The sequence below is a fragment of the Acidimicrobiales bacterium genome (assembly GCA_036399815.1).
In the GTDB taxonomy this organism is placed as follows: Bacteria; Actinomycetota; Acidimicrobiia; order Acidimicrobiales; family DASWMK01; genus DASWMK01.
Window position 1 is genome coordinate 1 of record DASWMK010000041.1, and the last position, 25,716, is coordinate 25,716.

The window sequence follows — 25,716 nt, forward strand, 5'->3', positions numbered from 1 at the left end:
TCGGCGGCCCGGCGCACGAGCGCCGGCCAGGGGTCGGGCAGGCCGCCGGCCAGCTCGGCGGCGAGGTCCCTCGTCGCCAGCCCGACGCCGGCCCTCGACAGCGCGGCGGCCGGCTCGCCGGCGGTGCCGACCGCGGGCGCCCGCAGCCGGCGCAGCGGGTCGGGCCGCAGCCGGGCCACCCAGCGGGTGAACGGCCAGCCGGTGGCGGCCGTCGCCTGGCGCCGGTGGGAGCGGTCGACGGCGCCGGCGACGGCGTCGACGCCCGCCGCCGTGGCCAGGGCGTCGACCAGCGCGCCGACCCGCCCCGAGGACAGCCGGCCCGGCCCCCGCCCGTCCGCGCACGCGCCGCCGAGGGCGCCGACGACGCCGTCGACGTCCGCGCCGAGCCGCTCGACCGCGGCCCGCCGGCGCCTGGCCCGCTCGGCCAGCTCGGCGCGCAGCCGGTCGACGCCGAGGCCGGTCCTCGCGGACGTGGGCAGCACCGGCACGTCGGCCAGCCCGTCCTCGGCCAGCAGGCGGCGCAGGTCGGCGAGGCAGGCGGCCGCCTCCGACTCGCCCAGCCGGTCGGCGTGGTTCAGCACCACCAGCACCACGCCGGCGTGGCCGGCCAGCGGCCGCAGGTAGCGCTCGTGCGCGGCCGCGTCCGCGTACTTCTGGGGGTCGAGCACCCACACCAGCAGGTCGACCCGCGCCACCAGGCGGTCGACGACCAGGCGGTGGGCCTCGACCGTCGAGTCGTGGTCGGGCAGGTCGAGGAGCACGAGGCCGTCGAGCGGCCCGGCGCCGTCGCCGGAGATGGCGTGGCGGCGGCGCACCTCCAGCCAGTCGAGGACGGCGCCGGCGTCGCCGTCGCCCCACACCGCGGCCCGGGCCTCGCCGGTGGTCGGCCGGCGCACGCCGACGGTCGCCAGGTCCGACCCGGTGAGGGCGTTGAACAGCGACGACTTCCCGCTGCCGGTGGCACCGGCCAGGGCCACGACCGTGCGCTCCGGCGCCCGCCCGAGCCGCTCCTCGGCCCGGCGCAGCAGGTCGCGGCCGGCGTCGACGACCGCAGGGTCGAGGCGCCCGTCGGCCACCGCCACCGCCGCGCCCAGCGCCTCCAGGCGGTCGCCCAGGTCGACGCCGCCCCGCCGCCGGCTCACCGGCGGGCCGCCTCGACGGCGGCGAGCGCGTCCCTGACCGCCTGGCCGGCTCCGGGCGCCGGCGCGAGCGCGGCGAGCCGGTCCCGGAAGCGGCCGGCCTCGGCACCGAGGAGCCGGGCCGTGCGGCCCATCAGGTCGGCGAGCGCCTCGTTGGCCAGGTCGCGCACGGCCTGGTCCCCGAACACCGCCTCCAGCACCTTCTGGCTGAGCGTCGCCGTCCCGCCGGCGACGGCCACCTCGGCGCCGGTGAGCCCGCCGGTGTGGGCGAACACGCCGACCATCACGGCCACGCCGGCCGCGTTGACCCCGTACGACGCCACCTTGGCCGCCGTCCTCCGGTCGGCGCCCTGCTCGGCCACCAGGTCGAGCACGTGCGCCTGCCAGGCGGCCACCTCCTCGGCGGCGGCGTCGCCGAGCCGGGGCGTGGCCCTGGCCAGGGTGCGGGCCTCGTCGGCCAGCAGCGGCGGCCCCCCGGCGGTCGCCGCCCACTGGTCGACGACCCTCGCCGCGGCCCGGTCGGCGGCGTCCACGAGGAGCGAGCGGAAGGCGGTGGTGACGGCCATCTCCACCTCGACGGGCGGCGACGGCCGGCCGGTGAACGCCCGCCGCAGCCGGTCCCGCAGCTGGCCGACCCTGGCCTCGAGGGTCCGCAGGAGCTCGCCGGTGCCGACGAACTCCTGCCACCGGGCGAGCACCTCGCCCCGCAGCATCGAGCCGCCGGCCACGCCGTCGGCCACGTCGTGGCGGGCGTCCTCGTAGGCCCGGTCGACGGCCGCGGCCAGGCCGGCGGCCACGGCGGCCTGCTGGTCGACGGCCGCGGCCACCTGGCCGGCCCGCGCCGCGATGCTGGCCAGCGCCCCGTCGAGGGTGGCCCGCACGACGGCCGCCCGCCGGCCGGCGTCCGCGCCCAGCTCGAACAGCCACCGGCGCACCGGGAGGGCCAGCGGCTCGGGGAGGAGCCCGTCCTCCAGGCCGGCCTCGTCCACGACGAACAGCTGCACCCCGCCGAGCCCCTCGGCCTCGAGCATCGAGGCCAGGTGGGGGGCCACGTCGTCGCCGGCGCCGTCCGGCACCCGGTTGAGCACGATCGCCATCGCCGTGCTCCGCTCCCTGGCCGTGCGGAGGAAGCTCCACGGCACGGCGTCCGCGTAGCGGGCGGCGGTCGTGACGAACAGCCACAGGTCGGCGGCGGCCAGCAGCTGGGTGGCCAGCTCGCGGTTGGCGGCGACCACCGAGTCGACGTCGGGGGCGTCGAGGAGGCCCATCCCCGGCGGCACGGCCCGGGTGGGCACGACGTGCAGCCCGCCGGCGGCGGCGGCCGACCCGCCCGTCGTGCGGGGCAGGCCGGGCAGCACGTGGTCGCCGGCGAACCAGGCCTGGTCGTCGGGGTGGCAGACGAGCACCGGGCTGCGGGTGGTCGGCCGCAGCACCCCGGCCGCCGACACCGGCTCGCCGACCAGGCTGTTCACCAGCGTGGACTTGCCCGCGCCCGTCGAGCCGCCCACGACCACGAGCATCGGCGCGTCGAGCCGGAGGAGCCGGGGCAGGAGGTAGTCGTCGACCTGGCCGACGAGCTCGTCCCTCGCCTGCCGGGCCTCGGCCGCCCCGGCCACGTCCAGGCCGAGGGCCACGCCGCCCAGCTCGTCCCGCAGGCGGGCGATGGCGTCGGGCAGCGCGGTCACGGGGCGCCAGTCTTCCCGTTCCCGGGCGTTCAGCCCCTCCCCCGCGCGTCGAGCCACGACGCCACGGCGAGCACGAGGTACAGGGCGGCCAGCCCGCCGGCGACGAAGCGGTGGTCGGTGTCGGCCAGCGGGGTGAGCGCCGCGCAGACGAGCGCGGCGAGGAGGAAGAACGCGGCCCGGCGGTCCATCACGACAGCGCCGCCACCGCGCCGTAGACGACCGTGGCGATCAGCCAGGCGCCGGGGATCGTCAGCACCCACGCCCACACCACCCGCCCGGCGACCCCCCACCGCACGGCGGACAGGCGGCGGGTGGCGCCCACCCCGACGATGGCGCCGGTGATCGTGTGCGTGGTCGACACCGGGATGCCGGCGCCGGACGTGAAGAACAGCGTGGCGGCGGCGGCCGACTCGGCGGCCACCCCGCCGACCGGCTGGAGCTTGGTGATCCGCGAGCCCATCGTCTTCACGATCCGCCACCCGCCCGACAGGGTGCCGAGGCCGATGGCGAGGTGGGCCGACAGCACGACCCACAGCGGCACGTCCGCGTCGGTCGGCAGGTGCCCCGCGGTGATGAGCACGGCGAGGATGATGCCCATCGTCTTCTGGGCGTCGTTGCCGCCGTGGCCGAGGCTGAACGCCGCCGCCGAGAGGAGCTGGCCGCGACGGAAGACCCGGTTGAGGCGGTCGACGTTCCGGTACCGGTGCACCGCCCACATCAGGCCGACGGTCAGCACCAGCCCGAGCGCCAGCCCGGCGAGGGGCGACAGCACGATGAACACGCCGATCGTCCGCAGGCCCTCGCCCACGAGCACGTGGAAGCCGCCCTTGGCCACGGCCGCCCCCGCGATGCCGCCGACCAGCGCGTGCGACGAGCTCGTCGGCAGGCCCAGGTAGAACGTGATGAGGTTCCAGCCGATGGCCCCGATCAGCCCGGCGAACACCACCCCGATCGACAGCACGCCGGGGTCGACCACGCCCTTGGCGATCGTCGCCGCCACGTGGGTGCCGAACACGAGGAAGGCGACGAAGTTGAAGAACGCCGCCCACGCCACCGCCGTCCTCGGCGACAGCACCCTCGTCGACACGACCGTGGCGATCGAGTTGGCGGCGTCGTGGAAGCCGTTGACGTAGTCGAACGCGAGCGCGATGGCGACGACGACGACGACCGCGAGATCGTCCACCGTTCGATCAGGCGTGCTTCAGGACGATCGACTCGACCACGTTGGAGACGTCCTCCAGCGTGTTGAGCGCCGCCTCCATGGCCTCGACGAGGTCCTTCCAGCGGAGGACGGAGATCGCGTCGATCTCGCCGCTGAACAGCCGGGCCAGCGCCTGCCGGTACACCTTGTCGCCCTCGGTCTCCAGTTGGTCGATGGCGTCGAGGTAGGGCCGCACGCCCTTCATCGACTCCAGCAGCTTGATCAGGTCCTGGGCCTGCTCGGCCATCTTCACGAGGAGGTCGGCCTGCTGCTTCACCTCGGGCAGCGCGCTCGGGTCGCCGTCGCCCAGCTGGAGCTTGTGCACGACCTCGAGCACGTCGTCGACGACGTCGTCGAGCTCCTCGGCCAGCTCGTGGATGTCCTCCCGGTCGAACGGGGTGACGAACGACGTGTTCAGCCGCTGGAGGATGTCGCGGGTGAGGCCGTCACCGCGACGCTCGAAGGCGACGAAGTCCTCGACGGCCGCTCCTTCGCCGTTCAACGACTCCCGCAGCCGGCGGGCGCAGTCGGCCACGTTGCCGGCCGCTTCGTCGAACAGGCGGAAGAAGTGGCGGTCGGTCGGCAGCAGACGGAAGGCCACGAGCGGATCACGCTACCCGCGCCGGCCGGTCCGCCTACGCTCCGGTTCGCCCAGGATCGGCAGGAGGCGACGGATGGCTCGGATCGCAGTGCTCGGCGGCGGCATCATCGGCCTCTCGACGGCGATGCTGGTGGCCGCCGACGGCCACGAGGTGACCGTCCTCGAACGGGACCCGGAGCCGCCGCCTCACGACGCCGACGAGGCGTGGGCGGCGTGGGCCCGCCGCGGCGTCAACCAGTTCCGCCTGCTGCACTACTTCCTGCCCCGCTGGCGGACCCTGTGCGAGGCCGAGCTGCCGGCGCTGCTCGACGAGCTCGTGGCGGCCGGCGCCCTCGACCAGAACCCGGTCGCCGAGGCGCCGCCGACCGTGTCCGGCGGCCCCCAGCCGGGCGACGAGGTGTTCCGCACGGTCACCGGGCGGCGGCCGATGGTCGAGGCCGTCATCGCCCGCCTGGCCGGGTCGACGCCGGGCATCACGATCCGGCGCGGCGTGGCCCTCGCCGGCGTGCGCACGGGGCCGGACGCCGTCCCCGGCGTGGTGCACGTCACCGGGGTCGTCACCGAGGACGGCGAGGAGATCGCCGCCGACCTCGTCGTCGACGCCGGCGGGCGGCGGTCCGCCCTCCCCCGCTGGCTCGAGGCCGCCGGCGGCCGCCCGCCCGTGGAGGAGAAGGACGACTGCGGGTTCGTCTACTACGGCCGCCACTTCCGGTCCGCCGACGGCTCGGTGCCACCGTTCCTCGGCCCCGGGCTCCAGCACTACGACGCCATCTCGGTGCTCACCCTGCCGGCCGACAACGGCACGTGGGGCATCGGGATCGTCACGAGCGGCACCGACCGGACCCTGCGGGCCCTCCGCGACCCGGAGCGGTTCGACGCCACCGTCGCCTGCTTCCCGCTGATGGCCCACTGGCTGGAGGGCGAGCGGCTCGACGCCGACGTGGCGGTGATGGCCGGCATCGAGGACCGGGTCCGCTGCTTCCGGGTCGACGGCCGGCCGGTGGCCACCGGCGTCGTCGCCGTCGGCGACGCCTGGGCCTGCACCAACCCGTCGGTCGGCCGGGGCATCTCGGTGGGGACCATCCACGCCATCGCCCTGCGCGACCTCCTGCGCACGGCCGACCTCGGCGACCCGGCCGGGTTGGCCGACGCCTGGCACGACGTCACCGAGGCGACCGTCCTGCCCTTCGTGCGCAGCACGCTGTGGTTCGACCGGCACCGGCTGGCCGAGATCGACGCCCAGATCGAGGGCCGCCCCTACGAGCCCGACGACCCGTTGTGGGAGTTCTGGCACGCGCTCGGGGTGGCCTCGTTCGGCGACGCCGAGCTGTTCCGGTCGTCCGTGCGCATCGCCGGGATGCTGAGCCGGGTGGAGGACGAGCACGACCGGGACGACGTCCGGGAGCGGGCGCTGTCCCTGGGCGCCGGCTGGCGGTCCGAGCCCCTCCCCGGCCCCGACCGCGGCCAGCTGCTCGCCACCCTGGGGGTCTGAGCTGGTCGGGCGATCGGGCGGGCCGACCACCGCCAGCCTCCGGCGGGGTCTCGTCGTCCTGCGGTGGGCGACGCTCGCCTGGTCGGCCGGCGTGGTCGTGGTCGGCGCCGACCGCCTCGCCCGCCCGTGGGTGGCCGCCGCCCTCCTCGCCGCCGCCCTCGCGGTGACCGTGGCCGACACGCGCGCGGTCGCCGGCGGCGGCCCCGTGCCGCCCTGGCTGGTGGCCGCCGACCTCGTCACCGGGGCGCTCCTGCTGGCCGGCGAGGGGCTGGCGTTCGAGGAGGGCCACGCCTTCGCCGGCCGCCAGGGCCTCGCCGGCGGGTGGCCGGTGGCCGGGGTGATCGCCGCCGGGGTGGCCCTCGGGCCGGCCCCCGGCGCGGTGGCCGGCGGCCTGGTCGGGCTCGGGCGGGCGGCGGGCGCGGTCGCCAACGGGGTGGCCGTCGCCGACCTCGACGGCGACCGGCTGGCGTCGCTCGCGTCGACAGTCGCCTTCTACGCGCTGTACGGCGGGGTGGCCGGGTGGGTGGCGACGCTCCTCGGGCGGGCCGAGCAGGAGGTGGCCGTCACCCGGGCCCGCGAGGAGGTGGCGAGGACCCTGCACGACGGCGTGCTCCAGACCCTCGCCCTCGTCGAGCGGCGCACCGGCGCCACCGACCCCGACCTGGCCCGGCTGGCCAGGGACACCGACCGGGACCTCCGCTCGTTCCTGCACGGGCGCCGGCCGGGCGCCGGCCCCGCCCACCGGCTGGGGCCGGCGCTGCGGGAGGCGGCGCTGCGGGCCGGGCGGGCCCACGACGTCGACGTCGCCCTCTCGGTCGTCGACGAGGACGCCGAGGTCGGCGAGGACGTGCTGGCCGCGGTGGCCGGCGCCGTCGCCGAGGCCGTCGCCAACGTGGGCAAGCACGCCGGCGTGCGGCGGGCGGTGGTGTTCGCCGAGCAGGACGACGACGGCCGCCTGTTCGTGTCCGTGCGGGACGACGGCCGGGGCTTCGACCCGGCGGCCGTGCCCCCCGACCGGCGCGGGCTGGCCGGCTCGGTCGTCGGCCGGGTGGCCGACGCCGGCGGGCGGGCCGAGGTCGTGAGCGCCCCCGGCCGGGGCACCGAGGTGAGGATCCGGGGTGCCGTGAACGGGGGACCGACCGCCGCCGGCGGCGCCGGAGGTGCTGGGAGCGCGCCGATCCGGGTCGTGCTGGCCGACGACCACGCCGTCGTCCGGGCCGGGACGCGGGCCGAGCTGGGCGACGGGTTCGCCGTCGTCGGCGAGGCCGACGACGCGCCGGGCGCAATCGACGTCGTGCTCGCCCACCGGCCCGACCTCGTCGTCTGCGACCTCGTCATGCCGGGCGGCGGCGGGCTGGCCGTCGTGCGGGCCGTCGCCACGGTGGCGCCCATCGTCGTGCTGACCGTGTCCGAGGCCGAGCGCGACCTGCTCGACGCCGTCGCCGCCGGGGCCGCCGGCTACCTCCTGAAGACGACGCCGACCGGCGAGCTGCGGGACCAGCTGCGGCGGGCGGCCGCCGGCGAGCCGGTGTTCAGCCCGCCGCTGGCCGCCCTCGTGCTCGGCGAGTTCCGCCGCCTGGCCAGGGCGGCCGGCGCCAACCCGCTCACCGACCGGGAGCGCGAGGTGCTCACCCTCGTCGCCCGCGGCGCGCCGTACGGGGAGATCGGCCGCGAGCTCGGGATCTCGCCGAGGACGGCGGAGAACCACGTCCGCAACATCCTCGGCAAGCTCCACCTGTCACGGCGGGCCGACCTCGTCCGCTACGCCGTCGAGCACGGGATCGCCTAGGCGGCGGGCGGCACGGCGGCCGGCGCGGGCGCCGTCCACCCGTCCTGGCGGAACGGGTCGTGCTCGGCCAGCAGCCGCTCGAGGCGCACCTCGTCGACCCGGTGCACGACCTTCGACGCCTCGAACTGGTCGCGCACGCACTTGGCCAGCGTGAACGCCGACGTGACCGTGTAGAGCACGCCGACGGAGAGGTAGGCGCGCATCCACCCGTCGACCGGCAGGTAGGCGATGCCGAGCACGAGGGCGCCGAGGGAGACGGCGAAGGAGACGACGGACTGGGCGTAGAACGCGGGCGTCTGGCGGGGCTGGGTGGGGAGGCTCATGCGGCGAGCGTGCGCCGGGTCGGCGCTCCACCGCCATCCGGGGAGGCCCCTACGCGGGCCTGGGGGCCCCTCAGGCGGCGCCGTCGCGCCAGGCGTCCCAGTAGCCGCCGAGGCGGGCGGCGAACGCCTTCGGCTTCTCGGCGTAGAGCCGGCGACCGCGGTCGAGCGCCTCGGCCTGGAGGGCGCGGCGGCGGGCGTCGACGGCGGCGGTCAGCGCGGCCGCCTCGTCGGCCGACCACGGCCCGTCCCGCCCGGCGATCTCGGCCCGCAGCACGGCGAGGTCGTGGTCGTCGCCGAGCAGCTCCGACAGGCGGTGGGCCTCGGCCTCCTCCGCCCCGAGCACCGGCTCCCAGGCCGGGACGAGCAGGGTGAGGTGGTACCAGGTGTCCTTCACCCGCTTGCGCCAGTCGTGCCAGGCCTCGTCGTCGCCCCGGCCCGTCGCCGCCATGGCCGCCCGGCCCTGCCCGTAGATGCGCCGCAGCCCGGGCGCCAGCGAGCGCCACGAGTCGTCCGCCTCCGGCCACCCGGCGGCCCGGCGGCGGGCCTCCCGGAGCGCCTCGGCGACGGCGGTCGGATCGGCCGACGGCTCGGCCCGCACCCGCTCCCGGTGGGCCTCGAGCGCCCGCCGGCCGGCGGTCAGCGTGGCGTCGCCGACCCCGTCCACGCCGTCGCCGGTGACCTTGTCCCAGGTGACCAGCAGCACGTCGGCATCGCGGGTGGCCGACAGCGCCCTGCCGGCCTCGCGGTAGGCGGCGTTCTCCGCGGCGGCGAGCTCGTCGCCGAGGACCGGCCGCACCAGGCGGACGACCGCCCGGCACCGCTTCAGCGCCTTGCGGGCCTCGTGGACGGCCTTCTCGCCCGGGTCGGCGGCGAGCTCCCCGGCGGCGAGGTCCAGCTGCTCGACGACGAGGCGGCGCACCGCGTTCGGGACCGGCTCCCTGCGGTCGAACTCGAAGGCCATCGGTCCTCCTCGGGCTAGCGGGCGGCGCTGACCTTGTAGACCAGCGTGCCGTTGGCGCACGGCCGCCCGTCCTCCGAGCGCACCTCCGCCCGGCAGAACACGATGGACCGGCCCCGCTGCTCCACCCAGCCCTCCGCGACGGCGTCCTGCGCGACGACCGCCCCGAGGAACTGCACGTTCATCGAGATCGTCAGCATCCGGGGCCGCTCGTCGTAGACGGCGGCGATGGCCGGGACCACGACGGTGTCGATGAGGGTGGCGATGGCGCCGCCGTGGACGACGCCGGCCGGCTGGTCCAGCTCCGGCCGGTAGGGCAGGCGCATCCGGCAGTAGTCGGTGCGGACCTCCTCGACCCGGAGCCCGACGAGCTGGGGGAAGTAGACGGTGTCCCAGTTGCCGAACCCCTCCCACAAGGCGACCTTGTCGGCGGGCAGCGGGGCGAAGCGCTCGGCGAGGGCGGTCATCCCCGCGCACGCTATCGACGCCAGACTGGCCCGGTGGAGGTCGTCGTCGCCGCCGTCGGCCGGGCCGGGAGCGGGCTGCTGGCGCCGGCGCTCGAGGACTACCGGGCCAGGGCCGCCCGCTACTGGCCGCTCGCCGTCCGGGAGGTGAAGCCCGAGCCGGGGCGGTCGCTGCCGGCCGCCGAGGTGAGGGACCGGGAGTGGGGCCGGCTGCGGCGGGTGGTGGGCGACGGCGGCGACCTCGTGGCCTGCGACGAGGGCGGCGACCGGCTGTCGTCCGAGGCTTTCGCCCGCTGGCTGCGGGAGCGGCGGGAGGCGGCGACGACGGTGACGTTCCTCGTCGGCGGGGCCTCGGGGCTGGCCGCCGACGCGCTGTCGGCCTGCGGGCGCCGGCTCAGCCTGGCCCCGTGGACGCTCCCCCACGAGCTGGCCCGGCTGGTGCTGCTCGAGCAGCTCTACCGGGCGGGGACGATCCTCGCCGGCGAGCCGTACCACCGGTGACCCTCGTCGCCGTGCGGGGGCGGGCGTCGGTGCCGGTCGACGCCGCCGGGTTCGAGGCGCTGGCCGGCGGCCGGCCGCTCGCCGTCGACGTCGGCACCGGCGACGGCCGCCACGCCTACCACCTGGCCCGCACCCGGCCGGACTGGTTCGTCGTCGGCCTCGACCCGGTGGCCGACGCCATGCGGGAGTCGTCGACGCGGGCGGGGCGCAAGCCGGCGAGGGGCGGGCTGGCCAACGTGCTGTACGTGGTGGCGACCGTCGAGTCGGTGCCGGCCGTGCTCCTGGGGCGGGCCGACGAGGTCCACGTCGTGCTGCCGTGGGGGCGGCTGATGAGCGGGCTGCTGGTGGCCGACCCGGCGGTGGTCGGCGGCGTGGCCGGGCTGGGCCGGCCGGGGGCGGCGGTGTCGGTCGTGCTCAACGGCGAGGTGTGGGGCGACCCGGTGCCGGTCGAGGCCAGGAGCCTGCCCGAGCCGACGGTCGCCCTGGTCGAGGACGTGCTGGCGCCGGCGTGGGAGCGGCTCGGGCTACGGGTGTCGGCGGCCCGGTGGCTGGCGGCGGACGAGGTCGCCGCGCTGCCGACGACGTGGGCGAGGAAGCTGTCCCACGGGCGCCCTCACCCGCGGTTCCTGTCGGTGTCCGCCTCGGTGGTGCGGCGCTGAAGGACGTGGTCGTAGCTCTGCCGGCGGCTCAGGCCGGTGGCGCCGGCGAGGGCGGCGGCGAGGGTCCGGACGGGCACGCCGGCGTCGACCAGGCGGGCGAGGAGGCGGTCGACGGCGACCGGCACGCCGTGATCGGCGGCGCCCGCGGGCGGAGGGGCCACGGCGACGGCGACGGTGGCGGCGCCGGCCGGGGCGAGGCCGGCCAGGTCGGCGACGGTCGCCCGGCGGACGGTGCGGTAGGGGGTGAGGCGCTCTGGGGCGACCGCGGCCGGGGTGGCGGAGCCGAGGTGCTCGGCGAGGCGGGCGGCGACGTCGGGCAGGTCGGCCGCCTGGCAGCGGGCGGCGAGGGGCAGGCCGGCGGTGGCGGCCAGGGCGAGCAGGGCGGTCTCGTCCTGGGCCCGGCCGGTGAGGGTGCCGGCGTCGACGTGGCGGAGGGTGGCGATCCCGGCGGCCACGAGGACGGTCGGGACCTCCCAGGGGCCGGGGGCGACGGCGACGACCGCGCCGGCGTCGACGGCGACGGCGACGACCTCGGCGAGGAACGGGTCGAGGCCCCGGCCGGCCGGGCGGATGGCGAGGTGGGCGCCGGCGGCGAGGCGGCCGGCCAGCTCCGTCGGGTCGCACCCCTCGGTGCCGGGCGGCGCCGGCACGCCACGGGGGAGGACGGCGAGGAGGGCGTTGTCGGCGGGCCGGTCGCCGGCCTCGACGACGTCGAGGTGGACGGCGGTGGCCGGGTCGCGGAGGGCGTCGGCGAGGTCGGGGTCGAGGTCGGCCGCGCCCCGGTCGGCCAGGCCGGCGAAGGTGTCGGGATCGGCGTGGTCGCTGCGCCGGACGACGAGCCGGCCGGCCGGGGCGGCGAACGGGTTGGCGACGGCGGTGACGGTGTCGGCGTGGTCGCCGGCCCGGATCGTGAGGCGGACGGGCCCGGCCAGGGGGACGGCGGCCGACAGGTCGGCGCCGACGGCCAGGATGCAGGTGCCCCGCTCGGTGAGGTCGGGGTCGGCGGTGACCTCGAGGGTCTTGTCGTGCGTGGCCCGCACGGCGGGGTGGCCGGTGCCGGTGACGCGGAAGCGCCGGGGCCAGCGGGCCATGGCGGCCGAGCGTACCGGCGGCGGGTCAGGTGCCGATGACCGCCTGGACCTCGACGGAGCGGAGCGGGAAGCCGGTCTCGGTGGCGCCGTAGCCGAACGAGCCGCCCGTGCCGCCGGGCCCCGTCCAGGTGACGGCCCAGACCATCGACACGGCGGCGTCCCACACCCCACCGGGCTCGTCGGCCGACGACCACTGGTAGGTGTACGAGCAGTCGGTGGACTGGGCGTCCGGCGGCCGGGACGGGTCGTAGGGCGTCCCCCGCCCGCACTCGACGACGGGGTCGCCGGTGCCGAGGTCCCAGTAGGTCACGACCGGCCGGGCGGTGACGGTCACGCCCCGGTCGGACACCGACACCGGCCGCCAGTTCGACACCCACAGCCACGTCGGGACGCCGACCAGCTGGTCGCCGTCGGCCGGCGGGTTGGTGTGCACGTCCGGCGGCGGCGGGTCGAGCTCACCGACCAGCTCCTCGGCGATCTCCTCCGGCGTCGGCGGCGGCGGGGCCGGCGCAGGAGCCGGCCCACCCGGCGCGCCGGGCGCAGGCGCCGGCGCGCCAGGCGCCACGGGCACGACCGGCGCCGGCCGGTAGATCCCACCCATCGGCAGGTCCCAAGGATTGGTGGGTCGCGACCCCGGCCCGTACAACCCCGGATCCGGCGCCCCCGGATCCCCCGGCCTCCCCGCCGGCGGCGGCGTCGGCATCCCCCCATGATTCCAATCGTCGTCGGCACCCGCCGGAGCCACTGGAGCGCCCAGCGCCAGGAGTGCGAACAACATCAGGAAAGCTGCTCGGCGCATCCACTCACTCCGTTCCACTCCTCGATCAGCCGAGGCTCGGTTCCTCCCACTCGCCAAACGCCGGCGACCTCCACGACCAGGAATTCGGTCTCTCGAGTGACCACGTCGTCATCGACGATCGACTGGGACTCGGCATCAATGACTTGCGCACTGTCTACGGAACAGTCCCGCAATGTCGCCTCGGTTCCGTCGATGTCGACTGACAGCACCGCGTGTTGATACACGCCGTCATTCGGGATCCGCGCAATCCAACCATGTTCCTGGTGTTCCGCGAGCCCAGCCTGTACGCCTTGTAGGCGGTCGACAGTCGTGTATTGACGAAGTAGCGGATGCTGGAGATCGACGGGGTCGCTCGCCGCATAGACGGCATGCCAGAAGCCTCTATAGGCCTCGACGACGTCGATCTGGGCTTCGGTGAAGGTGCTGGGGTACGTGACGTTGACGTCGATGTCGGGGCGGGGCTCGTCGGGAGGGGGCTCGGCCTCGAGCCGGTCCGGCGTGGGCTCGGTCGACGTGGTCGTCGCCTGCGTCGTGGTCGTCGTGGACGTGGGGGCGGTGATCTCGGGCTGGGCGGCTCGGGGGTCGTCGTCGGAGCAGGCGCCGAGCGCGACCATCATCACGAGCGCGACCGTCGTCGCCGCCTGCCTCAGCCTGGTTGTCCGCCGAGTGTGCATGGAACCTTCCGCCGGTCGGCCGCCGCCCGACCGGGACCACTTACCCGGCCGGCATCACCACGGAAACGAGCGGACGCATTTCCGCTCTGTCACGGCCCGCCATGCTATCTCAGCCCTTCCTACCCCTCGACCACGATCTCGCCTCGCATGCCGTAGGCGAAGTGGCCGGGCAGGTGGCAGGCGAACACGACGGTGCCGGGCTCGTCGAAGCGGTACTCGGTCGTCCTCGTCGTCCCGGCCGGGACGGTGACCTCGCCGGGGACCGCGCCGTGCTCCCGCTCGGTGCCGGTCTCGTGGCGGTCGTGGACCTCCTGGGGCCCGACGATGAACTCGTGGTCGATCGGGTCGTCGTTGCGGATCTCGAACCGCACGGTGGTGCCGGCCGGCACGACGACCTCGCCGGGCGTGAAGCGGCTGTAGCGGGCGCCGAGCTCGACGGTCCGCCTGGCCGCCGCCCCGGCGTCGCCGCACCCCGCCAGCAGGCCCGACGACGCCAGGGCGGCGACGACCAGCAGCGCGCCGGCCCGCCCCAGCGGCGCACCTCGCAAGCGCACATCCTGCTCCGGCGCCACCGCCGATGCGAACTCGGCCCGGCGCCGGACGATCAGCGCCGCCCGCGACACGAGCCCAGCGCGGCGCCGGGCGACGAGCGCAACCGGTGCCACCGCCGATGCGAGCCCGGCCCGGGCGACCGGCGCCACCGGCGCCGCCCGCAACACGAGCCCAGCGCGGCGCCGGGCGACCAGCGCGACCGACGCCGCCACCGACACGAGCCCGGCGCGGCGCCGGGCGACCGGCGCCGCTGCCCGACGCCTCACCGGCGCACCTCGCGGCGGCGCATGGCGCTCACGCCCCGCCAGGCGGCCGCCGAGGCGCCGGCGGCGCAGAGCGCGAGCGCGGCCGTCCCGGAGGGCGACATCCCGACCGGCAGCAGGCCGTGGACGGCCGCGTCCCTGGCCGCGGCGCCGAGGTCGACGGTGAACCCGGCGTCGGCCGGCGACGGCACGCCGCCCGAGGCGTCGACGGCCAGGTCGAAGTCCAGCGAACCGGCCGGGGCGTCCACGGCCAGGTAGGTCAGCCACCCCGACGACGGCACCCAGCCCATCCCCTCGTCGGACCTGAGGTCGGTGAGCAGCGTGTCCGTGGCCGGTGCGCTGTGGCGCAGCGACAGCTCGTCGCCGACGCCGCCGAGCAGCGCGGGGCGATCGTCGGTCAGCAGGTAGACGTCGGCCTCGACCCGCTCGCCCGGCGACAGCCCGAGGCCGAGGATGCGCAGCGGCACCCACGGGTCGTCGGTCGGGATCGTGAGGTGCACCGGCGTGCCGTCGCCCACGCCCTGCCCCCGCCCGGCCGCGGCCGAGGCGTCGAAGCGGGCGGCGAGGAAGATCGGGCTGCGGGCGGCGTAGAAGTCGAGGACCTCGGGCGCGTCGGGGGTGAGGCCGAAGCCGTTGGCCGTCGCCCACTCCGCCACCTCGCTGCCCCCGCCCCGCAGCACGGTCAGCTCGAGCGCGTCGATCTGGGTCTCGAGCAGCACCTCGGCACCGCCGTCGGACGCCGCCAGGGCGCCGCCGAAGATCGTGGTGGTCGGCGGCGCCGTCTCCCGGGCGAGGCGCTGGAGCGTCCACGCCCCGCCCTTCACGACCGAGGTGGGCACGCCGGGGAGCGGCACGATCGAGCCGACCTCGGCGCCGCCGCCCTCGAACTCGAAGGAGGTGACGTAGTGCTCGACGCCGCCGGTGTAGGCGGCGAGCGTCGACGTGCGCACCAGCTGGACGGTGCCGTTCGGCCCGACCAGACCGCCGCACGCGAGCGCCGGCCCGGCGCCGAGCGCCACCACCGCGACCACCACCGTCGCCACCGCTGCCACACGTCGCATCTCGCACCTCCCGGTCGCGGTCTACGACGCACGAGCCGGGCGTGTGGTTCCCGGCGTCCGGGTACGGTTGCCGGCCCATGAGCGGCCACGGCAACCGGGCGATCATCGCGGCGTTCTTCGCCAACCTCGGCATCGCCATCGCCAAGTTCGTCGGGTTCCTGTTCACGAGCTCGGCGTCGATGCTGGCCGAGAGCGTCCACTCGCTGGCCGACACCGGCAACCAGGGCCTGCTCCTCCTCGGCGGCCGCCGCAGCCGCCGCCGGCCCACCCCTCGGCACCCGTTCGGCTACGGCCGGGAGCGGTACTTCTGGGCCTTCGTGGTGGCCGTCGTGCTGTTCACGCTCGGCGCCGTCTTCGCCATCGTCGAGGGCTTCGAGAAGATCCGCCACCCCCACGAGCTCGAGTCGCCGGGGTGGGCCCTCGGCATCCTCGGGGTCGCCATCGTGCTGGAGGGGCTGTCGTTCCGCACCGCGCTCCAGGAGGCCAACGCCGTGCGGGGCGACGCCAGCCTCGTCACCTACATCCGCCGGGCCAAGGCGCCCGAGATCCCGGTCGTGCTGCTGGAGGACACCGGCGCGCTGCTCGGCCTGGTCGTCGCCTTCACCGCGGTCGTCGTCGCCACCGTCACCGACAACGCCATGTGGGACGGCTACGGCACCCTGACCATCGGCATCCTGCTCGGCGTCATCGCCATCATCCTGTGCATCGAGATGAAGAGCCTGCTCATCGGCGAGTCGGCGGCGCCCAAGTCCGAGGCCGCCATCCGCGACGCCATCGAGGCCGCGCCCCACGTCGAGCGGCTCATCCACCTCCGGACCGAGCACCTCGGCCCCGAGGAGCTGCTGGTGGCAGCGAAGGTCGCCTTCGAGGACTCCCTCACCTTCCCCCAGCTGGCCGACTGCGTGAACGACCTGGAGACGGCCGTGCGGTCGGCCGTGCCGGAGGCGAGGGTGATCTACGTCGAGCCGGACGTGTTCCGCCCGGCGGCCGCCAGCGCCTGAGCGCCGGCCCGCCCCGCTAGCGGCGGGAGCGCACGCCCGCGGTCGCGTCCCTGACGTTGCGGACGCCGGGGATCCGCTCGGCGACCCGGACGGCGGCCAGCGCGGTCGACGGCTCGACCCGGCCCCGCAGCTCGGCCACCCCGTGGCGCACGCTGACCTGCAGGCCCTTCGCGCCCTTGGTGTCCCGGTCGGCGGCCAGGGCGGCGCGCAGCCGGGTCTCGGCGACGACATCGCCGCCCTCGCCGTTCACCAGGCGGGAGACCGAGCGGACGCCGTGGCCGGCCCAGTCGGCGATGTCCTGGCGGTGCCGGTAGGCCCAGACGGCCATGCCGACACGGCTGTAGGGGACGAGCCTGCGCACGATGCCCATGGACCGGCCCTACCCCGCCGCCGCGGCCGACATGCCGGCGCGGGCGACGGCGGTCAGGCGGCGGCGCCGGCCGCCCGGGCGAGCCCGAAGGCCACCTCCCAGGCGGTGCCGGACAGGCCGAGCGCCTCGAGCCGGGCGGCGGCGTCGCCGGCGGCCCGGTCGGCGGTCGGGTCGCCGATCAGGGCGAGCACCTTGGACCGGCCGAGGCGAGCGACGGCGTGGGCCAGCCGGTCCTCGGTGCCGTCGACGGTGGCGACGGCGGCGTCGGCGGCCCTGATCGCCGCCTCGTCGTCCCCCTCCCGGCCGGCCGCGAACGCGGCGGCGAGGTGGGCGAGCATGCGGTCGAGGTAGGTGCCCCGGCCGGTGTCGGTGAGCTCGGCGGCGAGGCGCCGGGCGTCGCCGTGGCCATCGCCGCCGGTGACGGCCCGGGCGAGGGCGAGCGACGCGGTCGCGTTGGCGTCGGTGGGGTCGGCGTCGTGGGGCAGGGCGAGGGTGGCGAGGGCCTCGTCGGCCAGGCCGAGCATGAGCCGGGCCAGGCCGGCGGCGACCAGGCCGTCCGCCACGGGCGCCACCCGCTCGCTCGACACGGCGAGCAGCCGGGCCGGCAGCGCGGCGAGCGTCCGCTCGGGGTCGCCGACCACCATCGCCGCCTGGGCGACGGCCAGGGCGGCGAAGTCCCCGGCGTTCGTGCCCGCCACCCCCGGCTGGGCGGCGATGGCCTCGAGCTCGTCGGTGACGGCGAGGCCCTCCGGCACCCGGCCGGCGGCCAGCAGCGCCCGGGCCAGCGCGGCGAGGGACTGCACCCGGCCGTAGCGGTCGTCGATGCGCTCGAAGATCTCGACGGCGTGGCGGGCCGTGCGGACGGCGTCGTCGGTCTTGCCGCACCACAGGTCGACGAGCGCGGAGAGCACGATCATCATCCCGTGCCCCCACCGGTCGCCGGTCGTCTCCGCCTCCCGGGTGACCCGGTGGCACAGCTGGCGGGCGGCGGCGAGGTCGCCCTGCTGGAACTTGACCCAGCCCTGGAGGCCGAAGGCCCAGCCGAGCCCGCCGACGTCGCCGATCTCGGTGAACGTGGCCACCGACTGGTCGAGCCGCTCCTCGGCCGCGTCCATGCGGCCCTCGGTGAACGCGATCCAGGCCAGGTTCTGCAGCGCCCAGGCCTCGCCCCGCCGGTCCCGCAGGTCGCAGAACCCCCGCAGGGCGTCCTCCAGGACGGGGGCGGCCGCCAGGGTGTCGCCCCTGAACAGGTCGGCCACCCCCCGCAGGCGCAGGGCCTCGACCTCGGTGGGCCGGTCGCCGGCCTCCCTGGCCAGCGTGAGCGCGGCGTCGAGGGTGGCGACGGCGGCGTCGAGGTCGCCGGCCTTCTGCTGGACGTCGCCGAGCACGGTCAGCGCGCTGGCCAGCCCGGCCCGGTCGCCGGCCGCCTCGGCCGTCGCCCTGGCCCGCTCGACGTCGGCGCGCGCCGCGTCCAGCTCGCGGAGGGTCGCCCTGGCCCGGGCCCGACCGAGCAGCAGGCGCACGAGGGTGGCGTCGTCGGCCGGGAGGGCCGGGGCCAGGTCGACGGCGAGGTCGAAGAACCGGTCGGCGACGACGGCGACGTCGCTGGCCTCGGCCCGGCACGCCGCCCGCTCGACCCAGTCGAGGGCCCGGCGCACCAGGTCGGCGGGCACACCCTCGACCGACCCGACCTCGGCGGCCAGCCGGGCAGCCGACCCGTAGTGGTGGGCGATGCGGCTGACCGTGCTGTCGTCGTCGCCCAGCTCGTCCAGGTGGCGCTCCAGCCAGTCGGCGACCCCGAAGTGGAGCCGGGCCCGGTCGCCCTTGGTGAGCGTCTGGTAGGCCACCTCTCGGACCAGGTCCGACCGGAACGACCACCGCCCGTCCTGGACGACGAGCACCTCCTTGTCGGCCAGGCCGTCGAGGGCGGTGGCCACCCGCTCGTCGCCGAGGTGCCGGCCCATGATCACGAGCGCCTCGACCGGCCCGCGCGCCCCCAGCACGGCGGCGTGGTCGAGCACGACCCGCTCGTCGGCCGTCAGCGCGTCGAGCCGGGCCGCGACCAGGCCGCGGAGGGTGTCGGGCAGCTGGCGGACGGGCGCGGTGACCGGCCCGCCGTCGCCCACCACCCCGGCCTCACCGAGCAGGGCCACCAGCTCCTCGAGGAAGAACGGGTTCCCGCCGCTGCGGTCGAGCAGCGCGGCCCGCAGCTGGCGGGGCAGCTCGTCGCCGGCCAGCTCGGTCAGCAGGCGGTCGGCCGCGTCCCGCGACAAGGGGTCGAGGTGGACGACGACCACGTCGTGGCCGCCCCGCCGCACCCCCCACCGCCCCTCGATGCCCGGCCGGGCGGTGGCCACGACGACCAGCCGGCGGCGGCGGAGGTGCTCGAGCAGGCGGTCGACGAGGTCGAGGACGAGCTCGTCGGCCCAGTGCACGTCGGACAGCACGAGCACGACCGGCGAGGACGCCGTCAGCCCGTCGAGGAGGGCCTGGGTCGACCGGGCGACCTCGTCCCTCGCCCGCTGGGGCTCGATGTCCCGCAGCGACCCCTCGTAGCCCATGAGGTGGAGCAGGCCGGCGGCCACCCTCGTGACCTCGGCCGGCTCGGCGCCGGTGCCGAGGGCGGCGGCCACGGTGGCCGCGCACCGCTCGGCGGCCCTGGCGGCGCCGTCGGTGACGTCCAGGTCGCACGCCTGGCGCACGGCCTCGGCCAGCGGCCACCACACGTTGGCCTCGCCGTAGGGGACGCAGCGCCCCTCGAGCACGAGCGCGCCGTGGTCGCGCTCGGCACTGCCGGCCACCTCCTCGGCCAGCCGGCTCTTGCCCAGGCCGGCCTCGCCGAGCAGCAGCACGAGGTGGGCCCTGGACCGGGCCACGGACGACGCCACCGCCGCGCTGACCAGGCCGAGCTCGACGTCGCGGCCGACGAGCGGCGCCCTCGACCGGACCCGGTAGCCGGGCGGGGCGAGCACCTCGACCGCCGTCCAGGCCTCGACGGCGGCCTCCCGGCCCCTCGGCGTCAGCAGCCCGATCGGGTCGTAGCGCACGACCCGCTGGGTGGCGGCGTGGGTGGCCGGCCCGACCACCACCGAGCCCGGCGCGGCGACCTGCTGGAGCCGGGCGGCCGTGTTCACCACGTCGCCCATCGCCGTGTAGTCGCCGCCGGCCCGCATGGCGCCGACCAGCACCTCCCCGGTGTTCACCCCGATCCGCATCTGCACGTCGGCGGCGATGGCGGCGGCGTGGCGGCCGAGGGTCCGCTGCATCCGCAGGGCGGCCCGCACGGCCCGCTCGGCGTCGTCCTCGTGGGCCACCGGGGCGCCGAAGAGGGCGACGATGGCGTCGCCGACGATCTTGTCGACCCGCCCGCCGAAGGCGACGATGTCGGCGACGAGCAGCTCGAAGCACCCGTCGACCAGGTTCTTCACCTGCTCGGGGTCGCGGGTCTCGGCCAGGCCGGTGAAGCCGACGAGGTCGGCGAACAGGACGGTGACGACACGGCGCTCGTCCCCCCTGGCCAGCAGGGGGTGCCCGCAGGACGGGCAGAACCGTGCGCCCGCCGGGGCGGAGGCGCCGCACGACGGGCAGGTCACCGGACCTTCCCCACGGGGCCAGTGTACGGGCGTGCCGGCCACCCCCCGGGGAGCGGTTCGGCTAGGCAGTACCGCCATGCCGGACCGGGTCGCGAGCAACGGGATGGTGGCGGCGGAGGCCACCGACCTCACGAAGGTGTACGGGACGGGCGCCACCGCGGTGCGCGCCCTCGACGGCGTGTCCGTCGCCTTCGAGCGGGGCCGATTCACGGCGATCATGGGGCCGTCGGGCTCGGGCAAGTCCACGCTCATGCACATCCTCGCCGGCCTCGACCGCCCGACGGCCGGGCGGGTGACCGTGGCCGGGGTCGACCTCGGCGGCCTCGACGACAAGGCCATGACCGTGCTCCGCCGGGACCAGGTCGGCTTCGTGTTCCAGGCCTACAACCTGGTGCCGACCCTCACCGCGGGGGAGAACATCACCCTGCCGCTGGCCCTCGCCGGGCGCGACCCCGACCGGGGCTGGGTGGACTCGGTGGTGGGCGCCGTCGGCCTCGGCGACCGGCTGCACCACCGGCCGGCCGAGCTGTCGGGCGGGCAGCAGCAGCGGGTGGCGGTGGCCAGGGCCCTCGCCAGCCGGCCGGCCATCATCTTCGCCGACGAGCCCACCGGGAACCTCGACTCCAGGGCCAGCGCCGAGATCCTCGGGTTCATGCGCCGGGCCGTCGCCGAGCTGGGCCAGACGATCGTGATGGTCACCCACGACCCGGTGGCCGCCGGCTACGCCGACCGGATCGTCTTCCTCGCCGACGGCCGCATCGTCGACGAGATGGCCGACCCGACGGCCGAGCGGGTGCTCGACCGCATGAAGCGCTTCGGGGACGCCTGACCGTGTGGCGCGTCACCGTCCGCAACCTGCTCGCCCACAAGCTCCGGCTGCTCACGACGGCGGGGGCCATCGTCCTCGGCGTGGCGTTCATGGCCGGGTCGCTCGTGCTGTCCGACACGATCACCCGCACCTTCGACGACCTGTTCGCCGACGTGAACGCCGGCACCGACGCCGTCGTCCGCAGCTCCAGCACGATCGACTCCGGGTTCGGCACCCAGCGCCAGCGGGTGGACGAGGAGGTCGTCGGCGCCGTCGAGGGGGTCGACGGGGTGGCCGCCGTGGCCGGCCAGGTGCAGGGCTACGCCGAGCTGGTCGGGACCGACGGGGAGCCGATCGGCGACCCTGGCTTCGGCGCGCCGTCCCTCGGCGTGCGCTGGAGCGGGGTCGAGGCGCTCAACCCCTTCGACCTGGTCGACGGCCGGCCGCCGGAGGCCGGCGACGAGGTGGTGATCGACAAGGCGTCGGCCGACGAGGGCGACGTGCAGGTGGGCGACCGGGTCCGCGTGCTGCTCCAGGGCCCGCCCCAGGACTTCACCGTCGTCGGCATCGCCCGGTTCGGGTCGGCCGACAGCCCGCTCGGCGCCACCGTCACCGTCTTCGCCCCCCAGGCCGCCCAGGAGCTGCTGGGCGAGCCCGGCAAGTTCGACCTCGTCGCCGTGGTGGCCGAGGACGGCGTGAGCCAGCAGGAGCTCGTCGACCGGCTCGACGAGGTGATCCCGGCCGGCACCGAGGCGGTGACCGGCGACGCCTACACGGAGGAGACCCAGAGCGACGTCGCCGACCAGCTGGGGTTCGTGCGGACGTTCCTGCTCGTGTTCGCCGGGGTCGCCCTGTTCGTGGGCTCGTTCGTGATCTTCAACACGTTCTCGATCCTCGTGGCCCAGCGGACGAGGGAGCTGGCCCTGCTCAGGGCCGTCGGGGCCAGCCGGCGGCAGGTGCTCGGCAGCGTGCTCGGCGAGGCGCTCCTGCTCGGGCTGGTCGGCTCGGTGCTCGGCGTGCTGGGCGGCCTGGCCCTGGCCGGCGGCCTCAAGGGCCTGTTCGCCGGGCTCGGGTTCTCCATCCCGGCGAGCGGCACCGTGCTCACCGGGGGGACGGTCGCCGTCTCGGTCGTGACCGGCCTGGTCGTCACGATGGTCGCCGCCGTGCTCCCCGCCGTCCGGGCGTCGCGCGTCCCGCCCGTCGCGGCCATGCGCGACGTCGTCCTCGACACGGGCGCCACCTCCACCCGGCGGGTCGTGGTCGGCGTCGTCATGCTCGTCGCCGGGGCCGCCAGCCTCGTCGCCGGGCTGGTCGGGGGGACGGCCGCGCTCGTCGGGGTGGGCGCCGCCGCCGTGGTGCTCGCCACCGCCGTCCTCGGCCCGGCCATGGCCCGGCCCGTCACCCGGGTGATCGGCGCACCCGTGGCCCGCTTCCGGGGCGTGACCGGCGCGCTGGCCAGGGAGAACGCCGCCCGCAACCCGAGGAGGACGGCGTCCACCGCCATCGCCCTCGTCGTCGGCGTCGCCCTCGTCGGCCTGGTCACGATCTTCGCCTCGTCGGCCAAGGAGTCGATCGTCACCACCCTCGACCGCCAGTTCACCGGCGACCTCGTCGTCGACTCGGGCTCGTTCGTCCCCGGGACCGGCCTCAGCCCCGACCTGGCCCGGCGGCTGAACGAGCTGCCCGAGGTCGGCGCGGCCACCGGCCTGCGCTTCGGGCTCGTCCAGGTGGAGGGCAAGGGCGAGATCGTGCTCGGCGTCGACCCCGCGACCGCCGGCCAGGTGCTCGACCTCGACGTGCGCCAGGGGTCGCTCGCCGACCTCGACGAGACCGGGATCGCCGTGCTGGCCGACGTGGCCGAGGAGCGGGGCTGGCAAGTGGGCGACGAGGTCGACCTGCGCTTCGCCGAGACCGGCGAGCAGCGGTTCACCGTCCGGGCGGTCTACGGCGAGAACGAGCTGGCCGGGAACTACACGATCGGCTACCCGGCCTACGACGCCAACCTCACGAGCCGGCTCGACCTCCAGGTGTACGTCACCGCCGCCGAGGGGACCTCGGTCGGCGACCTGCGGGCGGCCGTCGAGGAGGTGACGGCCGACTACCCGTCGGCCAAGGTGCAGGACCGGGAGGAGTACACGGCGGCCCAGGCGGCGTCGTTCGACCCGATCCTCGGCCTCGTCTACGCCCTGCTCGGCCTGGCCGTCGTCATCGCCCTGTTCGGCATCGCCAACACGCTCGCCCTGTCCGTCGTGGAGCGGACGAGGGAGCTCGGCCTCCTGCGGGCCGTCGGGATGACGAGGGCGCAGGTGCGGGCCGCCGTCCGCTGGGAGGCGGTGATCATCGCCCTGTTCGGCACGGCGCTCGGCCTGGCCATCGGCGTGTTCTTCGGCTGGGCGCTGGTCGAGGCGCTCCAGAGCGAGGCCACCATCACCCTGCGCATCCCGGTCGGCCAGCTGGCGGTGGTGGCCGTGGTCGCCGCGCTGGCCGGCGTGCTGGCCGCCATCCTCCCCGCCCGCCGGGCGGCCCGCCTCGACGTGCTGGCCGCCATCGCCACCCAGTAGCCATGGCCCTCGACCCCGCCGCCCTCCCGCCCGCCGTCGAGGCCTTCCTCGCCGAGCGCCACCTGGCCACGCTCACGACCCTGCGGCCGGACGGCTCCCCCCACGTCGTGCCGGTCGGGTTCATGTGGGACCGGGCGGCCGGGCTGGTGCGCATCCTCGCCCTCTCGCACAGCCGGAAGGTCCGCAACCTCGAGGCCGCGCCGGGCAGCCGGGCGGTCGTGTGCCAGGTCGACGGGCGCCGCTGGCTGACCCTCGAGGGCGCCGGCCGGGTCTCCCGGGAGCCCGAGACCCTGGCCCTCACGCTCGCCGCCTACGCCGCCCGCTACCGCCCGCCGAGGGACCACCCCGACCGGGTGACGATCGAGATCGCGGTGGACCGGGTGCTCGGCCAGGCGTGAGCCGCCGCACCGGGGGGTAGTGACGGACCGTGGTCGGAGCCCGACCGGGTGCGTACACTGTGCGTGAGCAACGCAGAGTGAGGTGAACCGGGTGGCAGCGCAGGCGGAGGTGCTCACCCTGGTCGAGGGCGCGCCGGACGCGCTCCTCGCCGTCAGTCCGGCGGGCGACGTGCTCTACGCCACCGCCGCCTTGGAGCGCGAGTTCGGCGTCGCGCCCGCCGCCGTCGCCGACCGGCCCCTCGCCGACCTCGTCCACCCCGCCGACCGCGAGCGGGTCGTCGAGGTCGTGCGCCAGGCCGCCGCCGGCGTCGCCGAGCGGCCGCCCCGCCCGACCGTCGCCCGCTTCGGGAGCGACGAGCGGTGGCGCCCGGCCGTCGCCCGCCTCGGCCGGGCCGAGCTCCAGGGCGGCCGGGTGGCGGTCGTGAGCCTGGCGCCGGTGGCCGACACCGGCGAGGCCGCCGTGCTCGAGGTCGACCCGAGCGGCGCCGTCATCCTGCCGCCCGCCCTGGCCGCCGCGCTGCTCCTCCCCGACGCCGCCCGGCCGGCCCTGGCCGACCTCGTCCACCCCGACGACCTGCCCCTCGTCCGCGCCCTCCTGGAGCAGGACGACGCCGTGGCCGAGCCCGGCTTCGGCGTCCGCCTGTCCGGCGTGGGCGGCGAGTGGCGGACGGTGACGCTCAGCAAGGGCCCGGGGCCGGCCCGGCTGGCCGTGCGGGTCGACCCGCCGGCCGCGCCGGCCGGGACCACCGAGGCGCTGCCCCTCGGCGTGCTCGTGCTCGACGCCCAGCTGGCGGCCGTGTACCGCAACCGGCGGGCCGCCGAGCTGGTCGGCGACGGCCCGGCCGACTCGTGGCTCGACAGCGTGGACGTCCACGACCGGGAGCGGGTGGCCGACGCCCTCCGCTTCGGGGCGACGGCCGGCCAGGCGGTGACCGTGCGGGCCTGTCTCGGCGGCGGCCAGCGGGTGATCGAGCTGCGGGCCGCCCGGCTCCCCGTCCCCGGCCGGGCCGGCCTGCTCGCCTGCGTCGCCGACGAGGTGAGCGAGGTGGTGCGGACCGAGGACGAGGCCGCCCGCCTGACCGCCATCGTCGAGGCGTCGTCCGACCTGATCGCCACGACCGGGCCGGACGGCCGGCTCCGCTGGGTCAACCCCGCCTTCCAGCTCTTCCTCGGCGCCATCGCCGACGACCCGATCGGGCTCGCCATGGCCGACCTGTACGCCCCGTGGGCCAAGGAGCGGTGGGAGGAGGAGGCGCTGCCCCGCCTCGACCAGCGCGGCCTGTGGGCCGGCGAGATGGCGCTCCGCCCGATCGGCACGGCCGAGGTGCCGGTGTCGCAGGTGTCGGTCGCCCACCGCGACGGCCGCGGGAACATCGCCTTCTGCTCCCACGTCCTGCGGGACCTCACCGCCCGCAAGGTCCACGAGGCCGGGCTGGCCCACCAGGCCACCCACGACCCGCTGACCGACCTGCCCAACCGCATCCTGCTCATGGACCGGCTGGAGACGGCGCTCGCGAGGGCCAGGCGGGCCGGCGGGGTCGTCGCCCTCCTGTTCTGCGACCTCGACGACTTCAAGGCGGTCAACGACCAGTACGGGCACGCCGCCGGCGACAAGCTGCTCCGGGCCGTCGCCGCCCGCCTGGTCGCCGTGCTCCGGGAGCCGGACACGGTCGCCCGCCTGGGCGGCGACGAGTTCGTGATGCTGTGCGAGGGCCTCCGGTCCTCGGGCGAGG

Annotated in this window: 24 protein-coding genes; 9 read left to right on the forward strand and 15 right to left on the reverse strand. The window is 76.7% G+C overall.

All coding sequences use genetic code 11. From position 1 onward, the window contains the following. The 5 genes from VGB14_02615 to VGB14_02635 form a co-directional block, all read right to left on the reverse strand. On the reverse strand, positions 1 to 1,142 hold a 1,142-nt coding region (locus VGB14_02615; protein HEX9991797.1), incomplete at its 3' end, for a GTPase. Beyond that, positions 1,139 to 2,824 carry an ABC transporter gene (locus VGB14_02620; GenBank protein HEX9991798.1) on the reverse strand — a complete coding sequence of 562 codons (1,686 nt, stop codon included), beginning with the start codon at positions 2,822 to 2,824 and terminating at the stop codon, positions 1,139 to 1,141. The genes VGB14_02615 and VGB14_02620, both read right to left, overlap by 4 nt. A gap of 29 nt (positions 2,825 to 2,853) precedes the next feature. Next, positions 2,854 to 3,012, reverse strand: coding sequence for a hypothetical protein (locus VGB14_02625; GenBank protein HEX9991799.1), 159 nt, complete (start codon positions 3,010 to 3,012; stop codon positions 2,854 to 2,856). Continuing rightward, on the reverse strand, positions 3,012 to 4,007 hold the full coding sequence (locus VGB14_02630; protein HEX9991800.1) for an inorganic phosphate transporter: 996 nt from the start codon (positions 4,005 to 4,007) through the stop codon (positions 3,012 to 3,014). Before VGB14_02630 ends, VGB14_02625 begins: the two co-directional genes overlap by 1 nt. 7 nt (positions 4,008 to 4,014) lie before the next feature. Further along, positions 4,015 to 4,626 carry a DUF47 family protein gene (locus tag VGB14_02635; GenBank protein ID HEX9991801.1) on the reverse strand — a complete coding sequence of 204 codons (612 nt, stop codon included), beginning with the start codon at positions 4,624 to 4,626 and terminating at the stop codon, positions 4,015 to 4,017. Here VGB14_02635 and VGB14_02640 point away from each other — a divergent pair. Both VGB14_02640 and VGB14_02645 read left to right on the forward strand, forming a co-directional pair. Continuing rightward, positions 4,562 to 6,118: an FAD-dependent oxidoreductase gene (locus VGB14_02640; protein ID HEX9991802.1), complete on the forward strand. Its 1,557-nt coding sequence runs from the start codon at positions 4,562 to 4,564 to the stop codon at positions 6,116 to 6,118. The two genes, VGB14_02635 and VGB14_02640, sit on opposite strands and share 65 nt — an antisense overlap. Positions 6,119 to 6,209: 91 nt before the next feature. Next, on the forward strand, positions 6,210 to 7,907 hold the full coding sequence (locus VGB14_02645; protein ID HEX9991803.1) for a response regulator: 1,698 nt from the start codon (positions 6,210 to 6,212) through the stop codon (positions 7,905 to 7,907). Here VGB14_02645 and VGB14_02650 read toward each other — a convergent pair. From VGB14_02650 to VGB14_02660, 3 genes are all read right to left on the reverse strand, one after another. Beyond that, positions 7,904 to 8,230 carry a YiaA/YiaB family inner membrane protein gene (locus tag VGB14_02650; protein ID HEX9991804.1) on the reverse strand — a complete coding sequence of 109 codons (327 nt, stop codon included), beginning with the start codon at positions 8,228 to 8,230 and terminating at the stop codon, positions 7,904 to 7,906. The genes VGB14_02645 and VGB14_02650 overlap by 4 nt on opposite strands. Before the next feature lie 70 nt (positions 8,231 to 8,300). Continuing rightward, positions 8,301 to 9,191 carry a CHAD domain-containing protein gene (locus tag VGB14_02655; protein HEX9991805.1) on the reverse strand — a complete coding sequence of 297 codons (891 nt, stop codon included), beginning with the start codon at positions 9,189 to 9,191 and terminating at the stop codon, positions 8,301 to 8,303. 14 nt (positions 9,192 to 9,205) lie between these two features. After that, a complete protein-coding gene (locus VGB14_02660; GenBank protein ID HEX9991806.1) occupies positions 9,206 to 9,655 on the reverse strand; it encodes a PaaI family thioesterase in 450 nt (149 codons plus the stop codon). A gap of 33 nt (positions 9,656 to 9,688) precedes the next feature. Between VGB14_02660 and VGB14_02665 the strand changes: the two genes are divergently transcribed. Both VGB14_02665 and VGB14_02670 read left to right on the forward strand, forming a co-directional pair. After that, positions 9,689 to 10,153 carry a 23S rRNA (pseudouridine(1915)-N(3))-methyltransferase RlmH gene (locus tag VGB14_02665; GenBank protein HEX9991807.1) on the forward strand — a complete coding sequence of 155 codons (465 nt, stop codon included), beginning with the start codon at positions 9,689 to 9,691 and terminating at the stop codon, positions 10,151 to 10,153. Further along, positions 10,150 to 10,812, forward strand: a complete 663-nt coding sequence (locus VGB14_02670; protein ID HEX9991808.1) for a class I SAM-dependent methyltransferase — start codon at positions 10,150 to 10,152, stop codon at positions 10,810 to 10,812. The genes VGB14_02665 and VGB14_02670 overlap by 4 nt, the downstream gene beginning before the upstream one ends. Here VGB14_02670 and VGB14_02675 read toward each other — a convergent pair. The 5 genes from VGB14_02675 to VGB14_02695 all read right to left on the reverse strand — a co-directional run bounded on the left by VGB14_02675 (position 10,767) and on the right by VGB14_02695 (position 15,234). Then, positions 10,767 to 11,903, reverse strand: a complete 1,137-nt coding sequence (locus VGB14_02675; protein HEX9991809.1) for a DUF371 domain-containing protein — start codon at positions 11,901 to 11,903, stop codon at positions 10,767 to 10,769. The genes VGB14_02670 and VGB14_02675 overlap by 46 nt on opposite strands. Before the next feature lie 25 nt (positions 11,904 to 11,928). Further along, positions 11,929 to 12,504: a hypothetical protein gene (locus tag VGB14_02680; protein ID HEX9991810.1), complete on the reverse strand. Its 576-nt coding sequence runs from the start codon at positions 12,502 to 12,504 to the stop codon at positions 11,929 to 11,931. Positions 12,505 to 12,680: 176 nt separating this feature from the next. Then, a complete protein-coding gene (locus VGB14_02685; protein HEX9991811.1) occupies positions 12,681 to 13,322 on the reverse strand; it encodes a hypothetical protein in 642 nt (213 codons plus the stop codon). Between the two features lie 173 nt (positions 13,323 to 13,495). Then, positions 13,496 to 14,194, reverse strand: a complete 699-nt coding sequence (locus VGB14_02690) for a cupredoxin domain-containing protein (GenBank protein HEX9991812.1) — start codon at positions 14,192 to 14,194, stop codon at positions 13,496 to 13,498. Further along, positions 14,191 to 15,234 (reverse strand): DUF2330 domain-containing protein, encoded by a 1,044-nt coding sequence (locus VGB14_02695; protein HEX9991813.1) that lies wholly within the window; start codon positions 15,232 to 15,234, stop codon positions 14,191 to 14,193. Before VGB14_02695 ends, VGB14_02690 begins: the two co-directional genes overlap by 4 nt. A 95-nt stretch (positions 15,235 to 15,329) precedes the next feature. Here VGB14_02695 and VGB14_02700 point away from each other — a divergent pair, with 95 nt between their 5' ends. Beyond that, the gene (locus VGB14_02700; GenBank protein HEX9991814.1) at positions 15,330 to 16,253 is read left to right on the forward strand and encodes a cation diffusion facilitator family transporter; all 924 of its coding nucleotides are present in this window, start codon (positions 15,330 to 15,332) and stop codon (positions 16,251 to 16,253) included. Positions 16,254 to 16,269: 16 nt separating this feature from the next. Here VGB14_02700 and VGB14_02705 read toward each other — a convergent pair whose 3' ends face one another. Together VGB14_02705 and VGB14_02710 are read right to left on the reverse strand one after the other, a co-directional pair. After that, on the reverse strand, positions 16,270 to 16,623 hold the full coding sequence (locus VGB14_02705) for a BON domain-containing protein (protein HEX9991815.1): 354 nt from the start codon (positions 16,621 to 16,623) through the stop codon (positions 16,270 to 16,272). 53 nt (positions 16,624 to 16,676) lie between these two features. Continuing rightward, positions 16,677 to 20,216, reverse strand: coding sequence for an adenylate/guanylate cyclase domain-containing protein (locus VGB14_02710; GenBank protein ID HEX9991816.1), 3,540 nt, complete (start codon positions 20,214 to 20,216; stop codon positions 16,677 to 16,679). A 76-nt stretch (positions 20,217 to 20,292) separates the two neighbouring features. Here VGB14_02710 and VGB14_02715 point away from each other — a divergent pair, with 76 nt between their 5' ends. The 4 genes from VGB14_02715 to VGB14_02730 all read left to right on the forward strand — a co-directional run. Beyond that, positions 20,293 to 21,045: an ABC transporter ATP-binding protein gene (locus VGB14_02715; GenBank protein ID HEX9991817.1), complete on the forward strand. Its 753-nt coding sequence runs from the start codon at positions 20,293 to 20,295 to the stop codon at positions 21,043 to 21,045. A gap of 2 nt (positions 21,046 to 21,047) precedes the next feature. Continuing rightward, complete coding sequence (locus VGB14_02720) at positions 21,048 to 23,585, forward strand: FtsX-like permease family protein (GenBank protein ID HEX9991818.1); 2,538 nt, start codon at positions 21,048 to 21,050, stop codon at positions 23,583 to 23,585. A 2-nt stretch (positions 23,586 to 23,587) separates the two neighbouring features. Continuing rightward, a complete protein-coding gene (locus VGB14_02725; GenBank protein ID HEX9991819.1) occupies positions 23,588 to 23,983 on the forward strand; it encodes a TIGR03618 family F420-dependent PPOX class oxidoreductase in 396 nt (131 codons plus the stop codon). A 91-nt stretch (positions 23,984 to 24,074) separates the two neighbouring features. Further along, the coding region (locus VGB14_02730; protein ID HEX9991820.1) for a diguanylate cyclase at positions 24,075 to 25,716 on the forward strand (1,642 nt) is incomplete at its 3' end.

Coding starts and splice junctions, on each gene's coding strand:
- VGB14_02675 (HEX9991809.1), bottom strand. CDS start 11,903: ATGGCCCGCTGGCCCCGGCGCTTCCGCGTCACCGGCACCGGCCACCCC.
- VGB14_02715 (HEX9991817.1), top strand. CDS start 20,293: ATGCCGGACCGGGTCGCGAGCAACGGGATGGTGGCGGCGGAGGCCACC.
- VGB14_02655 (HEX9991805.1), bottom strand. CDS start 9,191: ATGGCCTTCGAGTTCGACCGCAGGGAGCCGGTCCCGAACGCGGTGCGC.
- VGB14_02680 (HEX9991810.1), bottom strand. CDS start 12,504: ATGGGTGGGATCTACCGGCCGGCGCCGGTCGTGCCCGTGGCGCCTGGC.
- VGB14_02700 (HEX9991814.1), top strand. CDS start 15,330: ATGAGCGGCCACGGCAACCGGGCGATCATCGCGGCGTTCTTCGCCAAC.
- VGB14_02650 (HEX9991804.1), bottom strand. CDS start 8,230: ATGAGCCTCCCCACCCAGCCCCGCCAGACGCCCGCGTTCTACGCCCAG.
- VGB14_02660 (HEX9991806.1), bottom strand. CDS start 9,655: ATGACCGCCCTCGCCGAGCGCTTCGCCCCGCTGCCCGCCGACAAGGTC.
- VGB14_02705 (HEX9991815.1), bottom strand. CDS start 16,623: ATGGGCATCGTGCGCAGGCTCGTCCCCTACAGCCGTGTCGGCATGGCC.
- VGB14_02725 (HEX9991819.1), top strand. CDS start 23,588: ATGGCCCTCGACCCCGCCGCCCTCCCGCCCGCCGTCGAGGCCTTCCTC.
- VGB14_02625 (HEX9991799.1), bottom strand. CDS start 3,012: ATGGACCGCCGGGCCGCGTTCTTCCTCCTCGCCGCGCTCGTCTGCGCG.